This window comes from Aquirufa regiilacus, assembly GCF_032470275.1.
GTDB classification, from domain to species: Bacteria; Bacteroidota; Bacteroidia; order Cytophagales; family Spirosomataceae; genus Aquirufa; species Aquirufa regiilacus.
This window is the reverse complement of sequence record NZ_JAVNWW010000003.1, coordinates 61908-77491: the sequence shown is the minus strand read 5'-3', so window position 1 is coordinate 77491 and position 15584 is coordinate 61908. Positions and strand designations below refer to the sequence as shown.

Annotated in this window: 15 protein-coding genes; 11 read left to right on the top strand and 4 right to left on the bottom strand. The window is 44.5% G+C overall.

The genetic code is table 11. The features are described from left to right. Positions 1–34 precede the first annotated feature (34 nt). The 6 genes from PQG45_RS07910 (at position 35) to PQG45_RS07885 (ending at position 3053) form a co-directional block, all read left to right on the top strand. The gene (locus tag PQG45_RS07910) at positions 35–214 is read left to right on the top strand and encodes a hypothetical protein (RefSeq protein ID WP_316070638.1); all 180 of its coding nucleotides are present in this window, start codon (positions 35–37) and stop codon (positions 212–214) included. Continuing rightward, complete coding sequence (locus PQG45_RS07905) at positions 214–831, top strand: hypothetical protein (protein WP_316070637.1); 618 nt, start codon at positions 214–216, stop codon at positions 829–831. Before PQG45_RS07910 ends, PQG45_RS07905 begins: the two co-directional genes overlap by 1 nt. A gap of 96 nt (positions 832–927) precedes the next feature. Then, positions 928–1257 (top strand): hypothetical protein, encoded by a 330-nt coding sequence (locus PQG45_RS07900; RefSeq protein ID WP_316070636.1) that lies wholly within the window; start codon positions 928–930, stop codon positions 1255–1257. A 9-nt stretch (positions 1258–1266) separates the two neighbouring features. Continuing rightward, the gene (locus tag PQG45_RS07895; protein ID WP_315577183.1) at positions 1267–2187 is read left to right on the top strand and encodes a metallophosphoesterase; all 921 of its coding nucleotides are present in this window, start codon (positions 1267–1269) and stop codon (positions 2185–2187) included. Between the two features lie 2 nt (positions 2188–2189). Then, positions 2190–2612, top strand: coding sequence for a hypothetical protein (locus PQG45_RS07890; RefSeq protein ID WP_315577184.1), 423 nt, complete (start codon positions 2190–2192; stop codon positions 2610–2612). A gap of 60 nt (positions 2613–2672) precedes the next feature. Then, positions 2673–3053 (top strand): DUF1810 domain-containing protein, encoded by a 381-nt coding sequence (locus PQG45_RS07885; RefSeq protein WP_315577185.1) that lies wholly within the window; start codon positions 2673–2675, stop codon positions 3051–3053. A 351-nt stretch (positions 3054–3404) separates the two neighbouring features. Here PQG45_RS07885 and PQG45_RS07880 read toward each other — a convergent pair whose 3' ends face one another. Beyond that, positions 3405–4298, bottom strand: coding sequence for a hypothetical protein (locus PQG45_RS07880; protein ID WP_315577186.1), 894 nt, complete (start codon positions 4296–4298; stop codon positions 3405–3407). A 133-nt stretch (positions 4299–4431) separates the two neighbouring features. Between PQG45_RS07880 and PQG45_RS07875 the strand changes: the two genes are divergently transcribed. Beyond that, the gene (locus PQG45_RS07875; protein ID WP_315577187.1) at positions 4432–4902 is read left to right on the top strand and encodes a hypothetical protein; all 471 of its coding nucleotides are present in this window, start codon (positions 4432–4434) and stop codon (positions 4900–4902) included. Positions 4903–5067: 165 nt separating this feature from the next. On the opposite strand, the gene PQG45_RS07870 is transcribed toward PQG45_RS07875, so the two are convergent. Beyond that, positions 5068–7254 carry a B12-binding domain-containing radical SAM protein gene (locus PQG45_RS07870; protein ID WP_315577188.1) on the bottom strand — a complete coding sequence of 729 codons (2187 nt, stop codon included), beginning with the start codon at positions 7252–7254 and terminating at the stop codon, positions 5068–5070. A gap of 255 nt (positions 7255–7509) precedes the next feature. On the opposite strand from PQG45_RS07870, the gene PQG45_RS07865 reads away from it, so the two are divergent. Genes PQG45_RS07865 through PQG45_RS07855 form a run of 3 tightly spaced genes read left to right on the top strand, consistent with a single transcriptional unit; the run spans position 7510 to position 10647 of the window. Next, positions 7510–8520, top strand: coding sequence for a proline iminopeptidase-family hydrolase (locus PQG45_RS07865; protein ID WP_315577189.1), 1011 nt, complete (start codon positions 7510–7512; stop codon positions 8518–8520). Then, entirely contained in the window at positions 8510–9160 is a 651-nt protein-coding gene (locus PQG45_RS07860) for a 3-keto-disaccharide hydrolase (RefSeq protein WP_315577190.1), read from the top strand. Before PQG45_RS07865 ends, PQG45_RS07860 begins: the two co-directional genes overlap by 11 nt. Further along, positions 9157–10647 carry a Gfo/Idh/MocA family protein gene (locus PQG45_RS07855; protein ID WP_315577191.1) on the top strand — a complete coding sequence of 497 codons (1491 nt, stop codon included), beginning with the start codon at positions 9157–9159 and terminating at the stop codon, positions 10645–10647. Before PQG45_RS07860 ends, PQG45_RS07855 begins: the two co-directional genes overlap by 4 nt. Here PQG45_RS07855 and PQG45_RS07850 read toward each other — a convergent pair. Next, positions 10644–11816: an MFS transporter gene (locus PQG45_RS07850; RefSeq protein ID WP_315577192.1), complete on the bottom strand. Its 1173-nt coding sequence runs from the start codon at positions 11814–11816 to the stop codon at positions 10644–10646. The genes PQG45_RS07855 and PQG45_RS07850 overlap by 4 nt on opposite strands. Before the next feature lie 317 nt (positions 11817–12133). Here PQG45_RS07850 and PQG45_RS07845 point away from each other — a divergent pair, with 317 nt between their 5' ends. Then, a complete protein-coding gene (locus PQG45_RS07845) occupies positions 12134–14440 on the top strand; it encodes a TonB-dependent receptor (protein ID WP_316070635.1) in 2307 nt (768 codons plus the stop codon). Positions 14441–14632: 192 nt separating this feature from the next. Here the strand turns inward: PQG45_RS07845 and PQG45_RS07840 are convergent, their stop codons facing one another. Next, on the bottom strand, positions 14633–15496 hold the full coding sequence (locus tag PQG45_RS07840) for an alpha/beta hydrolase (protein ID WP_315577194.1): 864 nt from the start codon (positions 15494–15496) through the stop codon (positions 14633–14635). Positions 15497–15584: the final 88 nt, after the last annotated feature.

The following is a 15584-nucleotide window of genomic DNA, read 5'->3' as shown; positions in this document are numbered from 1 at the left end:
ATTTCGCGTAAGTTTGGGTATTAAATCAAGGGGCATGGACTTTTATACACAACAAATTGAGTCATTGAATCTTTTGGCCAAAAAGTTGAAGGCACAAAAAAGAACAAAAGCGGAAATTTTAGCGGATTTTGTAGGTGCGGGGATATTAGACACGAAGGGGGATTTCACGGAACCGTATAAGGAATTACAAAAATTTAAGCGGACGAATAAATAATGTATAATTTCCGCCACAACCTTCAAATCGGATTCCATGGTTGCGATGAATCTGTAAGGGATATATTAATTGCTTTGCCCCATCAGGTTAAAAAATCTCAAAAGCCCTATGATTGGCTGGGAAATGGATTTTATGTTTGGGAAAATAATCTCTTGCGTGCGAAGAGATGGGCAGAAGTTAAATTTAGGCGTAATGAAATCGAAAAGCCATCCGTAGTTGGAGTTATTTATACCTTATCAAATTGTTTAGATTTTACGGATAGTGAATTTATTGATTCAATTGAGCAACATTTTTATCAAATGCGGCGTGACTTTATTGATTTGAAAATTGAATTGCCGATAAATGAACAAGTTCAAAATGACCTGCACCAAGACAAGCTAATTAGAAGATTAGATTGTTCTGTTATTGAGTATTATCATTTTAAAATTGCTTCAGAGAGTCATTTTCAACGAATTTCGACAGGCTTTTCAAGTATTGGTAATTTTGATACTGTTCGAGGAATATTTACGGAAGGTGGTCCTGCATTTCCAGGTGCGGGATTTCATAAAAAGAATCACATTCAGGTTTGTATTAGGAATCTCGATATGATTAAGGGTTTCTTTATTCCGAAAGTCTAGTTGTTTTTGTCACTGAAATCCCGACAAATAGAGTCGGCGGATTTCTAAATTTCCCAAAATTTTGTAAATTGATGTATACGGTAAAATTCAAACGATATGAATCCGAGCATCGAACTATTGATTATCAAGCGTGCGGATGTGCGTGTTTACATGAACCTCGGTTTCGAGGGCGAAGATCTAAAATTTGACGGGCATGATTTGGGAACCACGGTGGATGAACATTGGGGTAGTTCCGAATATGAATATACGGCAACCGTGCTCGCCAAAGATTTGGCAGCACTCTATACTCTGCATGGCATTGCGCCCGGCGATAAGGAGGCATTGCTACAGGCTTTGGCCCCTATGTTTTCGAATAATTCAGGCTATACCCTGTTTAAGAAATACTTAACGAAGGAGGGAATCCCCTTTGATACATTTACCTATTAAGATTTATTTATGGTTGATTTGATTGGAGATATTCATGGCCATGCCGACAAGCTCGAGGAGATTTTGGCAATCATGGGCTATGTGAAAGAAGGGGGTGTGTACCAACATCCCGCAAAACGGAAATTAGTTTTCTTGGGTGATTACATTGATCGAGGTCCTAAAATTCGGGAAACCCTGCAAATCGTTAAGGCGATGTGTGATGCCGGTCATGCGCGGGCGATCATGGGGAACCATGAATTCAATGCGATTTGTTTTCATACGAAAGACAAGGAGAGGGGTGGTTTTTATCGGAAGCATACGGTCGTTGAAATAGACCAACACATCGAAACCCTACGCCAGTTTCGGAATTATACACAGGAATGGGAACAAGTGTATTTGCCCTGGTTTCATACCCTGCCGCTCTATTTAGAACAGGATGATTTCCGGGCCGTGCATGCTTGTTGGGATGATACGCACATCAACTGGCTTGAAACCAATTCCATATACGAATTTATCCAAGGCCAAAAACGTATTTCCGAAATGGTATTGGCACAATATGCTGCCAAAAAATCTCCTGTCTACGAGGTCTTGGAAGAGTTATTGAAAGGCAAGGAATTTGATTTGCCAGCAGGGCAGGAGTTCGTCGATAAAGATGGAACGACACGTAAAAGCGCACGGATCAAATGGTTCCAACCTGTTGAAGACCGCAAATTACATAAGGACGTCTTCTTGGGAATCGGGGAGGAGTTTGGCGATTTGGTCTTGGATGAATCGATACATGCTGCACTTCACCGCTATGACGCAGATAAATCGGTATTTTTTGGTCATTATTGGTTGAAGGGCAAACCCACGGACGCTTTAGCGAAATCCATTTGTTTGGATTATAGCGTTGCCAAAGATGGTCACCTAGTCGCTTACCGCCTTGATTCAAAAGAATTTGTTATTGTATAAGTATGTGTGAAATCACCGACCAAATCAAGTTTTGCACCTGCACCCAAGGGCATTACTCCAAACTCCCACATTATTGGTTGTATTACCGCGTGGGGGAGATGAAGGAGGAGGTTTACATGGGTATGCCAAGAACCCCATTTGAATATTTTGTTTCTGATTTTAAGGCAAACGAAATTAAATTGGCCGAACGTTTAAATGAATCTGATGCGTTCGATATCCCGATCAAGCCCAAGGCTGGGGATCGCATGGAAATTGTTATTAATAATTTGAAATCCTATGAGGAACGGGTCGTCTACAGCTTTCGCTTTAAAAAAGGGAAATGGACGATTGATGAATTTGACCCATTTGAATCCCTTAATCACCGCATCAACAAATTAGCCAAAGGCAATATTCGTTTTGGTGAATTACCTTTGGCAATCCTTTGAGGTTTGCCAAAGGTACAGCGTTTAGCCTGAAATTTTGAACAGTTAATTGATAAAATAGCCATGGATTGCTATAACCTAAACCGCTTTCTCTTCGCGCAAGAAGATACCTATGAACAGGCGCTGCGGGAGATTCAAAAAGGCAGGAAAATGAGCCATTGGATGTGGTTTATTTTTCCGCAGATGAAGGGTTTGGGTACGTCTCATAATGCGACCTTTTATGGAATCAGCGGGCAGGAAGAGGCGGAGGCCTATTTGGCACATCCTGTTCTAGGGTTCCGACTGATTAAAATCTCGAAAGTTTTATTGACCCATGCGGATAAGCCCATCGAACAGATCTTAGGGCAAATAGATGCCCTCAAATTGAAATCCTGCATGGTGCTGTTTGGAAGAATTCCTAAAGCAGATCCGGTTTTTGCTCAGGTCTTGAGGGCCTTTTGTTAGGCATAAAAAAACCAGGAATCTATTGATAACCTGGTTTCTTGTCTTTCTTTTCTAACTTTTTCTCCTTGGGAGTCTTCGCGGGTTCCTTCTTCTCCGCCTTCTTGGAATTCATGCCTTTTGCCATGTTGTTGGGGTTTAGGACCACAAGAACGGGAAAATTTTTGAATTTCCCCCCACTTAACCTTTGGCAATCCTTCAAGGTTTGCCAAAGGTAGTGCTTATCAATTCGTTGATGGACTTATAAACTGATTAAAAAAATCAACTTCCTGATTTTGATTTAACTTAAAATTCCTAAAAGTCCACTAGCTTTGGCAAACCTTGAAGGATTGCCAAAGCTTAAAGGGGGGGAGATTAGAAACGTAGGTTATAGGCCAAATAAGGTATAGCGGCCTGTGCTCCGGTCGGTGTCAAAAATCCCGCATCAAACGCCGATTTTCTGCCTAATATCCGAACCCCTGCCGAAAAGATTCCCTCGTAATTCGATACCCGACTCACAAATCCCTGCGTGCCATCATCGTAGTTGACAGTCGTTACATTGAAAATCCAATTCTCCGTCATCAACATCACGCGGTTCGATATACGCGTCATGCCCGAAAGCGTCAGCATGGGTTTATTAGAAAAATTCCAACGATAGTCCGAAGTTCCCATGCCAGTATTTTCTCTGATGGCCCCCAATCCGAGATTCAGGGTTACATTATGTTCATTCGTGCCATAGGTCGCAGAGCCATACAGTGCGCCCACACCAAAATTTAAATCGCGAATCAAGGAGCTTGCGAATAGTACCCCACCTCCGAGGTGAAGTTTTGGAGCAACTTTATAGCCAATTTTTGGCGTTAAAAATAAAGCGAATGGCACAAGCACACCGCCTCCCACGGAAAGATGATCGTTCAGGCCTATTTGAATGGAATTCAGAAGAAAGTATGCGTTTTGGTAATACTTATCCCTCTTTTTTAATGGAATCGCCGATGGACCGAAGAAATAGCGGTTGGGATGCGGATTCGCCCAGCGCCCTCCCTGGCCTGGAATTTCATCTTTGGCTAAACGGACAACGGCCTGTACACTTTCCCAGGGAATGGTCAAAAGCCCGGTGCCGGGAATTTCAAGACTGATGCTCTTGTCGTTTTGGTTTTTTAAGACACCCTCCACAGGCGAACCTTGTTTTAGCTCGACGCGCACGAAAGTGGAATCTTGTGCAATCGCCAAACACGGAAGCAATATCAATATAAGAACGATCAGCTTTTTCATGGGGGGGCATGTTTTCTTCCCGCCAAATTACAATTATTTGTTTGCTAAACCTCGGGAGATTTCGGCCGTTAAATAAGAATTCTTTGGGGACGCGACAAGATTATTGTATCATTGAATCGTAAATGTTTCGAATATGAAAAACATCCTCATCGTAGCGCTCGCGCTTCTTGTATTTTCTTGCAGCAAGTCGGCGGACCCGGCACCCACGCCCGTAGCGCCTGCACCCACGGCCGCTGAATTAGTGAAAAAAGTGTGGTCGGCCAGTGTTGTTCAATGGGACGGCACGACGCAATTTGACAAATCTTCTTCTGCCAATATCGTGGCGGGTTACAGCCAATTTCGCTTGGATTTATCGAGCAGTACGGCGGTGAGTTTAACGGAATTTGATGGAAAGAAATTTACTGGGACGTATAGCTTATCGAGTGATGCCAAGAAATTGACTTTATCCGGTTTGACAAGTACGGAAGGTGCTCCCTCCGGAACGAATGGTGTGTTGGAATTTACGGTCCTATCTGCACCCTCAGCAACGAGTTTATCGCTTGAAACCACAGGTACTTACGTGAAAGCAAGCAGCAAAAAAGTAAAGCTTACTTTGGTTCTATAATTAATTGTCTACTCTTGATATCGAAAAGGCCACGGATGTGGTCTTTTTTTTGCCACCTCCCCCTTAACCTTTGGCAATCCTCCTCAGGTTTGCCAAAGGTAGTTCGATGCAGCGACTTTTATCAAGTTAAAATTGATTAATTAAATCAGTTTTCTGATAATCTAGTTACACCACCAACAAGCCTATTTCCCGCAATTCTTCGACGATGTCCCCCTGCCAGAATTGCTCAAAATTACCAAGGCCCGACTGGCTATATGCCTTTTGGAATTCATCAAACGTCCAGGTCTTATCAGGGCCCAGCGATATGCGGGCCAATATGTCAACGAGCCAAGTACCCAATGCCTCAGGTACCAACAATTCAACTTCCTCCCGACCCATGCTCAGGCACAAAGCCGTTTTACCAGGAGAAACCTTGCCCAATGTGGGGACGAGACCGAGCCAACAAATTTTGGCATTTGCCTTTGGTATTTTTTCATCTTGCTGCGTCAATATGCGCGCGATGTAATTTTTCGGAATTTGTGTCCGTGGAACCTTGAATTCAAACCATTCCTGCAGCGGCATGTCCAACCCGATGCCATGCATGTAATTAAACAAGGACTTTTTCAACCCTTCGCTAAACTGCGCATGATCCGTCCCCTGCGGATCTGCATGTTCCAAATCGTTATTCGCAAAGCTGCCCGGTTCCGGATTCAATATTTTTATGTGATAGGCATCCGGATTCAACCCCACCGGACTATGTGCCGTCAAAGCAAATTGATGCCAAAAACCCGAGTGTATCACCTGATTTTCGACGAGTTGGCGTACCACTTCCAATGAATCTACGGTCTCTTGCGCGGTCTGCGTCGGAAATCCGTACATCAAATAGGCATGGACCAAAATCCCCGCCTGCGTAAAATGATCCGCAACCTGGGCGACTTGGGAAACGGTGACACCCTTGTCAATTAAGGTTAGCAACCGATCCGAAGCAACTTCCAATCCGCCCGAAACGGCAATACAGCCTGATCGAACGAGTAATTGGCATAAATCCTTCGTAAAACTCTTCTCAAAACGAATATTCGTCCACCACACCACCGTCAAATCCCTTCGGATAATTTCCAACGCCACATCGCGCATCAAAGCCGGCGGCGCGGCCTCATCCACAAAATGAAAACCATTGTTGCCGGTTTGGGCAATCATCGCCTCGATGCGGTCGACCAGCATCGGTGCGGTCGCAGCCTCATAGTCTTTGATATATGATAATGAAATGTCACAGAACGTGCATTTGCCCCAGTAGCAACCATGGGCCAGCGTCAGTTTGTTCCACCGACCATCACTCCACAAGCGATGCATCGGATTCGCGATTTCGATGACCGATAAATACTTGTCCAAAGGCAAATCCGTGTAATCCGGAACGCCTACGTCTTTCTGTTTGACGTCTGAATCTTTGGAGCCATTCAAGTAGGTTACTTGCCCATCGATGCAACAAAACGTGCGTTTCAAATCGCTTAATTCCCGTTCGCCTCGCAAATGTTCTAACAGATTCATCAAGGGCGTTTCGCCATCATCTAACGTGATGAAGTCGACAAATTCAAACACACGAGGTTCTTGTAACGAACGCAATTCGGTATTCGCATATCCGCCACCAAAGGCGACTTTGATCTGGGGATGGTGTTTTTTGATCCACTGCCCACAGCGCAACGCACTGTATAAATTGCCCGGGAAGGGAGCCGTAATGGCTACCAAATCAGGTTTTTCGCTCTGAATTTTAGCCGACAATATTTCCACCAATATTTCATCGATGTACGTTAGTGGAGCTTCTAATGCCACGTTTAATTCATGGAAACTCGAGGCGGATCTACCGAGCCGCTCCGCATACCGACTAAATCCAAAATGCGGATCCACGGCATCAATGATTAAATCGGAAATATCTTCTAAGTACAAGGTGGCCAAATGCCTCGCTTTATCGCGTACACCCATGCTGCCAAATGCCCATTCTAAATCCGTGACTTGTTGGAAACGCGACGCTTCTGGCAAGTAATTTTGTTCGGCTATGACATGTGCGAGTGTTGGGTTTTTATCGTGTAAAAAGGATATAACCGGGTCGATGGTACGGAGATAGGACTGTTGGAGTCTTAACATTCGCTGCCCATTTTCATTCAGTTTTTTGCCCGATGCCTCAATGTTGGCAAATAATTGCTTGAGCCCTGCTTTCGAAAACAATTGGAGGATGACTTCCAAACCTAAATCGGCCTGATGCGATTCCAATCCAAGGGTATTCAAAAACCCCTTTAAATAGGCCGTCGCAGGGTAGGGCGTATTTAATTGGGTAAATGGTGGGGTAATGAAAAATACCTTGGGATTTTTTGTGCTCATCGACGTCAAAAGTACTCCAAAAGCTTTTAAAACAAAAACCACCTTAACCTTTGGCAATCCTCCAAGGTTTGCCAAAGGTAGCTCGTAGCCGATTGTTTTCGCATCCGCCAACTGATAAAGATTATCAACAAGCTGATTTTGTTGACCCCAGAATTCTCCTTGGAAAAAACTACCTTTGGCAAACCTTCAAGGATTGCCAAAGGTTAAGTGGGGGAGAAGGTTTTTTTGTATATTTCTGAAATTAAACCCATCGCTATGAAAAAAATATTCCTGCTATTTGCCATTCTTTGGACTTTGCAATCCTGCACAACGAGCGAAACAAATCTTTCCTCCTATTTCAATTATGCTGATACCCTCGAAGCAGCCGGGGTCCGCATGATTCCCATTCAAACCCCGAAAGGCACGTTCAAGGTCTGGACCAAACGATTTGGCAATAATCCCAAAATCAAAATCTTATTGCTCCATGGCGGACCCGCCATGACGCATGAATACATGGAATGTTTCGAGACTTTCTTCCAGCGGGAGGGTTTTGAGTTTTACGAATACGACCAGCTGGGGTCCTATTACAGTGACCAGCCAAGCGACACGACTTTATGGACCAACGAGCGTTTCGTCGAAGAGGTCGAACAAGTTCGCAAGGCCATCGGGGCAGATGCCTCAAATTTCTACATTTTAGGAAATTCCTGGGGTGGCATCCTCGGCATGGAATATGCGCTGAAATACCAGAAAAATATGAAGGGCTTGTTGGTCTCCAACATGGTTGCCAGCGCAACCGAATACGGGAAATACGCGGATGAGGTGTTGGCCAAACAAATGAATCCTACCGTGCTAAAGGAGCTTCGTGCGATTGAGGCCAAAAAAGATTTCGCCAATCCGCGCTACATGGAATTACTGATTCCGAATTTTTACCACGAACACATTTGCCGCTTGCAGGAGTGGCCTGATGCGCTGAATCGTTCGTTGAAACATGCGAATGGACTTATTTATACCCAAATGCAAGGGCCGTCCGAGTTTGGGATTTCAGGTTTATTGGCGAAATGGGATATCAAAAATCGCTTGAAAGAAATCTCAGTGCCTACCTTGATGATTGGCGCGAAATACGATACGATGGATCCTAAAGCCATGGAGGAACAAAGTAAAATGGTCCAAAAGGGTTCTTATTTGTACTGCCCGAACGGAAGCCATTTGGCGATGTGGGATGACCAACAAGTCTATATGAAAGGAGTAATTGAATTTATCCATCAAGTTGACCAAAATGAAAAATAACTATTTAATGATCCTGTGGTTTTTGCTGAGCTTCAACCTGCATGCACAAACTTGGAAACCCTTGTTCAACGGCAAAGATTTGACCGGTTGGAAACACGTAGGCGGAGGCTCCCGTTTCGTTGAGAATGGCTTATTAGCCAGCAAAGGTGGCATGGGACTCTTGTATTGGACGGGTGGAAAATTAGGCAATTGCCAAATCCGTGTCGTCTACAAAATGCAAAATTTCAATAGCAATTCAGGCGTATTCATTCGTGTGCCAGCGGAACCTAAGGAAGAATGGATGCCCGTATTTTACGGCTATGAGGTGCAAATTGACAACCATCCGGAAACGTCCAACGAAGACGAATACCACATCAGCGGTACGCTCTATGCATTTACAAAACCCAAAAGCAAGCCGGGAAAACCGGGTCCTGAATGGAATACCTTATTGATCACCTTGGATGGTCCGCGTACGATTGTGTACTTGAACGATCAGCTTGTAACCGATTACCGCGAAGGCGAACCGGTTCCGGCGCGTAAATTTGATTTTGAACCTTTCCCAGGTCGCCGACCGAATTCCGGGTATTTTGGTTTACAAAACCACGGCGATGAAGATGTGGTGTATTTTAAAGAAGTTTCTGTTAGACCCTTGAAAAAATGAAACGTTCCGAATTTATAAAGAAAAGTACCTTCGCTTCTGCGGGTTTTTTTATCGTTCCCCGACATGTTTTAGGGGGTAAGGGATTTGTCGCACCTAGTGATAAATTGGTCATCGCGGCCATCGGCTGTGGAGGCGAGGGGGATAATGACATTCAGCATTTAGCCAAAACACCCAATAACAATTCGACTATCGGTTTTCTATGCGATGTGGATCAGCGACAAGCCGCTCCAAAACGCAAGCAATTTCCGAAGGCGAAGTTTTACGAAGATTGGCGGGAGCTTTTCGACAAAGAGGGCCAGCATTTCGATGCGGTAACCGTCGCGATTCCGGATCATAATCATGCTTTAGTGGGTCTTCGCGCGATGCAGATGAAAAAGCATCTGTATTTGCAGAAGCCTTTGACCCATGACATTCACGAGGCGCGCATCATCACGCAAGCCGCTTCAAAATACAAGGTCGTTACTCAAATGGGTGATCAAGGCGCTTCTTGTGAGGGCATGCAAACCATGCGCGAATGGATCGAAGCGGATTTGATTGGCGAGATTTCCAAAGTCTATTGTTGGACCGACCGTCCCGTGTGGCCACAAGGCATTGCCTGGCCGAAAACCCCGAGTCGGATTCCGAAAGAATTAAACTGGGATTTATGGTTGGGAACCGCCCCCAAAACCAATTACATTGAGAATCTTGTGCCCTTCAACTGGCGTGGCTGGTGGGAATTCGGTACGGGAGCCTTGGGTGATATGGGATGCCACATCATGGGACCTCCGTTTAAGTTATTGAATTTGGGTTATCCGCATGAGGTGTCGGGGAGTGCTTCCACGACCTACAGTGGCGTATTTAAGGAGTCGGCCTATCCGGAAAGTGGACCTATTTCGAGTTCCTTGAAATATCGGTTTACGATGAACAATGGCAAGGATTTGGATTTGTATTGGATGGATGGCGGGATTACGCCGGAGCGTTTACAGGCTTTGGCACCCGACGTGAATATGAATGACGCGCTTGGGGATTATCCGGGTGAAAATGATTTTGAGGGTTCTACTTTATTTGTAGGTACCAAAGGCGTCATTGCCTGTGGCTGGGGTGGTTCACATCCCCGCTTGTTTTCGAAGGAATTGCAAGAGGCGGCGAGTCACATCCCGCAAAAATATGCCCGGGTGAAAGGCGGCATGGATGGACACTGGTGGCAGTGGATTGATGCGAGTATCGCGGGTTATGGAAATATGGAGGTGAGTTCTCCTTTTGAAGGCTATGGCGGACCCTTGACGGAAACCGTGTTATTGGGTAATTTATTGTTGAGGAGTTTCAACATCCGCGAAAAGGTCAAAAAGATGGATCCCGTCTATGGTGCCATGGAAGGCTATTCCTATAGCGGACGCTACAAGGCGTTGAAATGGGATGGGGCCAATATGCGTGTCACGAATTACGAACCGGCGAATCAGTTTCTGCGGAGAACCTACCGACAAGGATGGGGTGATTTGGTACTTTAATCGAAGATACGCTTATTGGAAACCAAAGGTTTGGCCCAAAAACCAATACTAAAAATATAGCCCATGCTTAAAAACAGGATGCTCATGCCTGTTTTTAGGCCAAAAATATCACCAATACCACCCACGATGAAGGGGAAAATGGCGCCACCCACGATGCCGGTAACGATGATGCCGGCGAAGGATCCATGGTGTTCGGAGACTGAATTTAGGGCCAATGAGAAGATAATCGGGTACATAACGGAGGCAAAAAATCCAATTAACGGGAAAGCGATTAGTGCTATGGTGGCGTTGCCGTAGAGCGCAAAAGCGAGCGCTATCATAGCTAGAAAGGTGAAGGCCACCAGTACAATTCGGCTGTCCAATAATTTCAATAAAACAATGCCTAAGATACCTCCGGCGGTCATCAGACCCCAGTAATAGGCGATCGTATTGGCGCCATCAATCTGCGGATTTAATCCATGGTAGGTTTGGAGAAATTGCGATATCCATGTCGCGATTCCCTGTTCGGTGCCTACATAGCAGAGCATGGCTAAGAAGTACAAAATCACTTGTTTGTTTTTGAAGAGTTCGAGGTGGATGGCAATGGCACCCGGTTTCTCGTCGTGGGCTAATTCGACTTTGGGAAATGGGGTGCTAACTGTTACGAGCATCATGACCGCCGAAATGCCAATAAAAAGGATGTACAAACTAAGCCAGGGTAGGTTTATGCCAATGAAATATTGATAAACCATCGGGCTTAAAAACGAGGCGAAGCCAAAGATTAACTGCGCCCAAACCGAATAATTCGCATAGTTTTCTTCGCCACCTGCGGTTCTTAGCAGCGGATTGATAACGACTTGCAACATCGCCATGCCACTGCCGATGAGGAAAAGAGATAATAAGGCAGTTAGGTAATGCGGCGACAAAACGATGAGCAGGGACCCTAAAGTTGCTAGGCCAAAAGCCATCAACATCACTTTTTTCTCATGGAATGTTTCGAGTAAAATTCCTGCCGGAATGGACGTCACGCCATAGGCAATGAAGAAGGCAAAGGGGAGGAGTGAAACTAAGGTAAGGCTCAGATGAAAGGTCCGAATCAAGTCGGGGATAATAGGCCCGATGATATTCGAAATGAACGAGATGACGAAAAAAGTCAATAAGATAATCGATACGAGGTATTTGTTCTTCATAGCTTAACCTTTGGCAATCCTCCAAGGTTTGCCAAAGGTAGTGCGGAATTCTAATTTCACATATTTCTCAATTGATAATTATCATCAGTAACTTGATAACCTTTTTTCATTACACATTTAATTGATTCCTTGCGACTACCTTTGGCAAACCTTGGAGGATTGCCAAAGGTAAAGCGGGGTGATTTCTTTTTTATCCCCACTTATTTAAAATAATTCTAAATAAGCTTGCAATTGCGGCGTGTGCGATTTAGTTTTGGACTCTATTTATAATTAGTCTAAACAAATATAAGTATATGATACGCCTAATAATTTTACTAATGTGTTCGTTTACAGTGGTTTATGGGCAGCAGGCTTCTTTTGAAGGTGTTGTACGAGATGCCAAACAGCAGGTCGTTCCTGGTGTTTCTGTTCGGTTAATCGAGTTAAAGCGCGGAAAACCATCGGATGCCGAAGGAAAATTCACTTTTCAAGGTTTGAAGCCGGGTATGTACACCTTGCAAGCTTCATTTGTCGGTTACAAAACCTTGCAAGAAAAAGTAAATCTGGTTGCAGATAAAACACTTCATTTGGATTTGGAATTGGTTGAGGCCAGCAATGATTTGAAAGAAATTGTTGTCGTAGGCTATGTCAGTCAGAACGAAAAGCCGATTACCATCGGGAAATTGCTTATCAAACCCATGGATTTGCCCCAAAGTGTCGTGACGCTGGATAAAAGTTTGTTGGAGGCCCAACAAGTAAACCGCATGAGTGATGTGTTGATGAACACGAATGGGGTTTATATTTTCGGTGCTACGGGTGGCTACCAAGAGGAGATTGCTGCGCGTGGTTTTTCGATGGCTAGCTCAAATACCTTTAAGAATGGAATGCGTTACGCGAATGGTATGATTTCGGAACTGAGTGGTGTGGAGAAAGTGGAGATTCTGAAAGGTAGTGCTGCGATTCTGTATGGAAATGTGGCCGCTGGGGGTGTGTTAAATTTGGTGACGAAGAAACCTAAATTTAATTTCGGCGGTGAGATAAGTCTACGTACGGGTTCATGGGGCATGTACAAGCCTTCGGTCGACGTATATGGCGGCCTTTCCCAAAACATCGCCGTCCGCTTGAACGCGAGTGCCGAGCAGGCCAATAGTTTTCGGGTAGGAGTTTCTTCTGAACGCGTTTATGTGAATCCATCGATCTTGTTTAAGCTAAGTAAAAAGACGGAATTGATTTTGGAAGGGGATTATTTGGCCGACCAAAGAACGCCTGATTTTGGTGCGGGAATCATTAATTACCAAATTGTTGACATCCCTCGCGAGCGATTTTTGGGTGTTGCTTGGTCAAACATCAAGTCGGCGCAAAGTAGCCTGAACGCCACATTGACACATCAAATAAACGAGCGATGGACGGTTAAATGGATGAGCGGCCTGCGCCAAAACAGTAGTAATTTATTTTCAAACACGCGTCCCAATGCAGGTTCCTTAATCACGTCGGATGGGCAATGGATTCGCAATTTACAGAAGTCGGAAGTCGAGGAGCGCTACGGGATTAGCCAATTGGATTTCATTGGATCGTTGAAGGTTGCGGGCATGAAACATCAAGTCTTGCTAGGCGTGGATTCCGATTTTTATGACACGGATACCTATGCCTATAATCAGTTTAATCGCTACGATACGGTCAACGTATATAGCAATGCGTTATCGTCAGCTCGTAATGACCAACCGGCCATGACACCTTTGACGAAAACCATGGCCCCGATTCGCCGCTTTGGTATATATGCGCAGGATTTGATACACCTCAATGAGCAGTGGAAGGTGTTGGCGGGGATTCGCTATTCTTACCAACAAACACTCAGTGACGTTTATAACTATACGACAAAGAAAACGACATCCTCATCTAATTTTGATGGTGCATTTTCACCCCGTTTGGGAATCGTATATAAGCCTAGCTTAAATCATGCGTTTTTTGCGAGTTACTCGAATTCATTTACCTTGAATACGGGTGTGGATATCAACAACCAGGCCTTGCCTCCTTCGTTGATTGATCAATACGAGGTAGGGGTGAAGAATGACATTTGGGATGGTTTAGTTTCGGTGAATGTGACGGCCTATCGGATTTTGAATAATAATTTGGCCCAAAATTCATTGGTCAATGCCACGACCTATTCTTATGTCAAAGAAATGGCCGGTTCCGTTCAGAGCGAGGGGATTGAATTGGACTTGATGTCGAAGCCCGTGGCTGGATTTAGTTTTTCGGGTGGTTATAGTTTCAATGAGACGAAGTATGTCAAAAGCAATACCTACATCGAAGGCAGTTTGCTGAAATATAACCCGCGCCACACGGCAAATGTCGGAATTCAATTTCGGCATCAGGGATTACAAGTGGGTCTGACGACGGTTTACATCGGGGAACGATTTGCCGGTCGGTCGACGCGCGTGTTGGTGGCCAACGACGCCTATCGACTCATTGCATTGCCTGCCTATTTACAGGCGGACTTAACTGCCGGGTATACCTATAAAAAGATGTCTTTACGCGCTAGAATGGCTAATCTGGGCGATGTGATTAATTACAATGTGCACGATGATAATTCGGTGAATCCAATCACCCCTCGAAATTATAGCCTAACTTTGACGTATGGCTGGTAAGAACTTTCTCCCTTTACCTTTGGCAAACCTGGTTTGAGGATTGCCAAAGGTAGTTGGAGCATGTTTAAATAACGATCGTAAAACTGATAATCGCATTCAGTTTATTGATAATCATCATTACATGCCATTTTATTCCCCATTTCAGAACTACCTTTGGCAAACCTGAGGAGGATTGCCAAAGGTTAAGTGGGGTTATTTTTTCCGCGGTCTGGCATACAAATACCGCATGGACCGACTGATCATCGCTGATGCGACCGAGGCGTGTGTTTCGTTTTCGAAAACAACATAATTCGTGACAATGTCCGCATAATGGGCTTTCATTAAGCGCTCAATTTCGCGCAAGTTTTCAATATTATCAGCACCTTCTAAGCCACCAAAAGATAAGAATACCTTAACCGGTAGGCTCTTGTGTGTCTCTGAAAACTTCTTTTCCGCGAGGAGAATGTCGTTCTTGTTCCAATCAAGAAAGGAAGGACTGTTGATGCCATAACGATCAAATAACTCCGGCGAGTGAAATAATACATTGCCCGTAAATAATCCCCCCAAAGAATGGCCCGAAATCCCACGATGTCCATTCGTTGAATAGCGCTGTTCGATAAACGGAAATATCTCCTTCGTCAAAACCTGTAAGAAACGTTCGCCACCTCCTGATTTTAAGCCAGGTGCCGGAATTTTCCACGAAATAGCTGCTGAACTGTCGTCCGAAGGGTTGGGTGAGAATGTTAAATCAGGCCAACGGTTTGCAAACCAAGCCGTGGAATTGTTTTGTTCATTCCCTGCAATGGTTACGACAATAATATCTTCGATTTCGTTGTAAAATTTCAATGTTTTGTGTGCCCCATGCGCAATTTCAGCTGAATAAAAACCATCCAAAACATAATAAACGGGATATTGTTTTTTGGTGTCGTAATTGTTGGGAAGCGACACACCCAAATGATACGACATTGGATTAATCTTTGATTTGACCACGTATCCCGTGGCGTTTGGGTTTGTCAACGGTTCTTGTGCAGAAGCTCCTAGGCTCAATAGACACAAAAGGCATATAATTTTTTTCATTGTCTCAATATCGGGTTTTATGGCATATTTCGCATGATTTTAGCGAACGAATTGTTCCTAAATACGCTTTTTGGAACATCTTGTATTC

Coding starts and splice junctions, on each gene's coding strand:
- PQG45_RS07905 (WP_316070637.1), top strand. CDS start 214: ATGTATAATTTCCGCCACAACCTTCAAATCGGATTCCATGGTTGCGAT.
- PQG45_RS07865 (WP_315577189.1), top strand. CDS start 7,510: ATGAAAAAAATATTCCTGCTATTTGCCATTCTTTGGACTTTGCAATCC.
- PQG45_RS07860 (WP_315577190.1), top strand. CDS start 8,510: ATGAAAAATAACTATTTAATGATCCTGTGGTTTTTGCTGAGCTTCAAC.
- PQG45_RS07895 (WP_315577183.1), top strand. CDS start 1,267: ATGGTTGATTTGATTGGAGATATTCATGGCCATGCCGACAAGCTCGAG.
- PQG45_RS07850 (WP_315577192.1), bottom strand. CDS start 11,816: ATGAAGAACAAATACCTCGTATCGATTATCTTATTGACTTTTTTCGTC.
- PQG45_RS07910 (WP_316070638.1), top strand. CDS start 35: ATGGACTTTTATACACAACAAATTGAGTCATTGAATCTTTTGGCCAAA.
- PQG45_RS07855 (WP_315577191.1), top strand. CDS start 9,157: ATGAAACGTTCCGAATTTATAAAGAAAAGTACCTTCGCTTCTGCGGGT.
- PQG45_RS07890 (WP_315577184.1), top strand. CDS start 2,190: ATGTGTGAAATCACCGACCAAATCAAGTTTTGCACCTGCACCCAAGGG.
- PQG45_RS07840 (WP_315577194.1), bottom strand. CDS start 15,496: ATGAAAAAAATTATATGCCTTTTGTGTCTATTGAGCCTAGGAGCTTCT.
- PQG45_RS07845 (WP_316070635.1), top strand. CDS start 12,134: ATGTGTTCGTTTACAGTGGTTTATGGGCAGCAGGCTTCTTTTGAAGGT.
- PQG45_RS07885 (WP_315577185.1), top strand. CDS start 2,673: ATGGATTGCTATAACCTAAACCGCTTTCTCTTCGCGCAAGAAGATACC.
- PQG45_RS07880 (WP_315577186.1), bottom strand. CDS start 4,298: ATGAAAAAGCTGATCGTTCTTATATTGATATTGCTTCCGTGTTTGGCG.
- PQG45_RS07875 (WP_315577187.1), top strand. CDS start 4,432: ATGAAAAACATCCTCATCGTAGCGCTCGCGCTTCTTGTATTTTCTTGC.
- PQG45_RS07900 (WP_316070636.1), top strand. CDS start 928: ATGAATCCGAGCATCGAACTATTGATTATCAAGCGTGCGGATGTGCGT.
- PQG45_RS07870 (WP_315577188.1), bottom strand. CDS start 7,254: ATGAGCACAAAAAATCCCAAGGTATTTTTCATTACCCCACCATTTACC.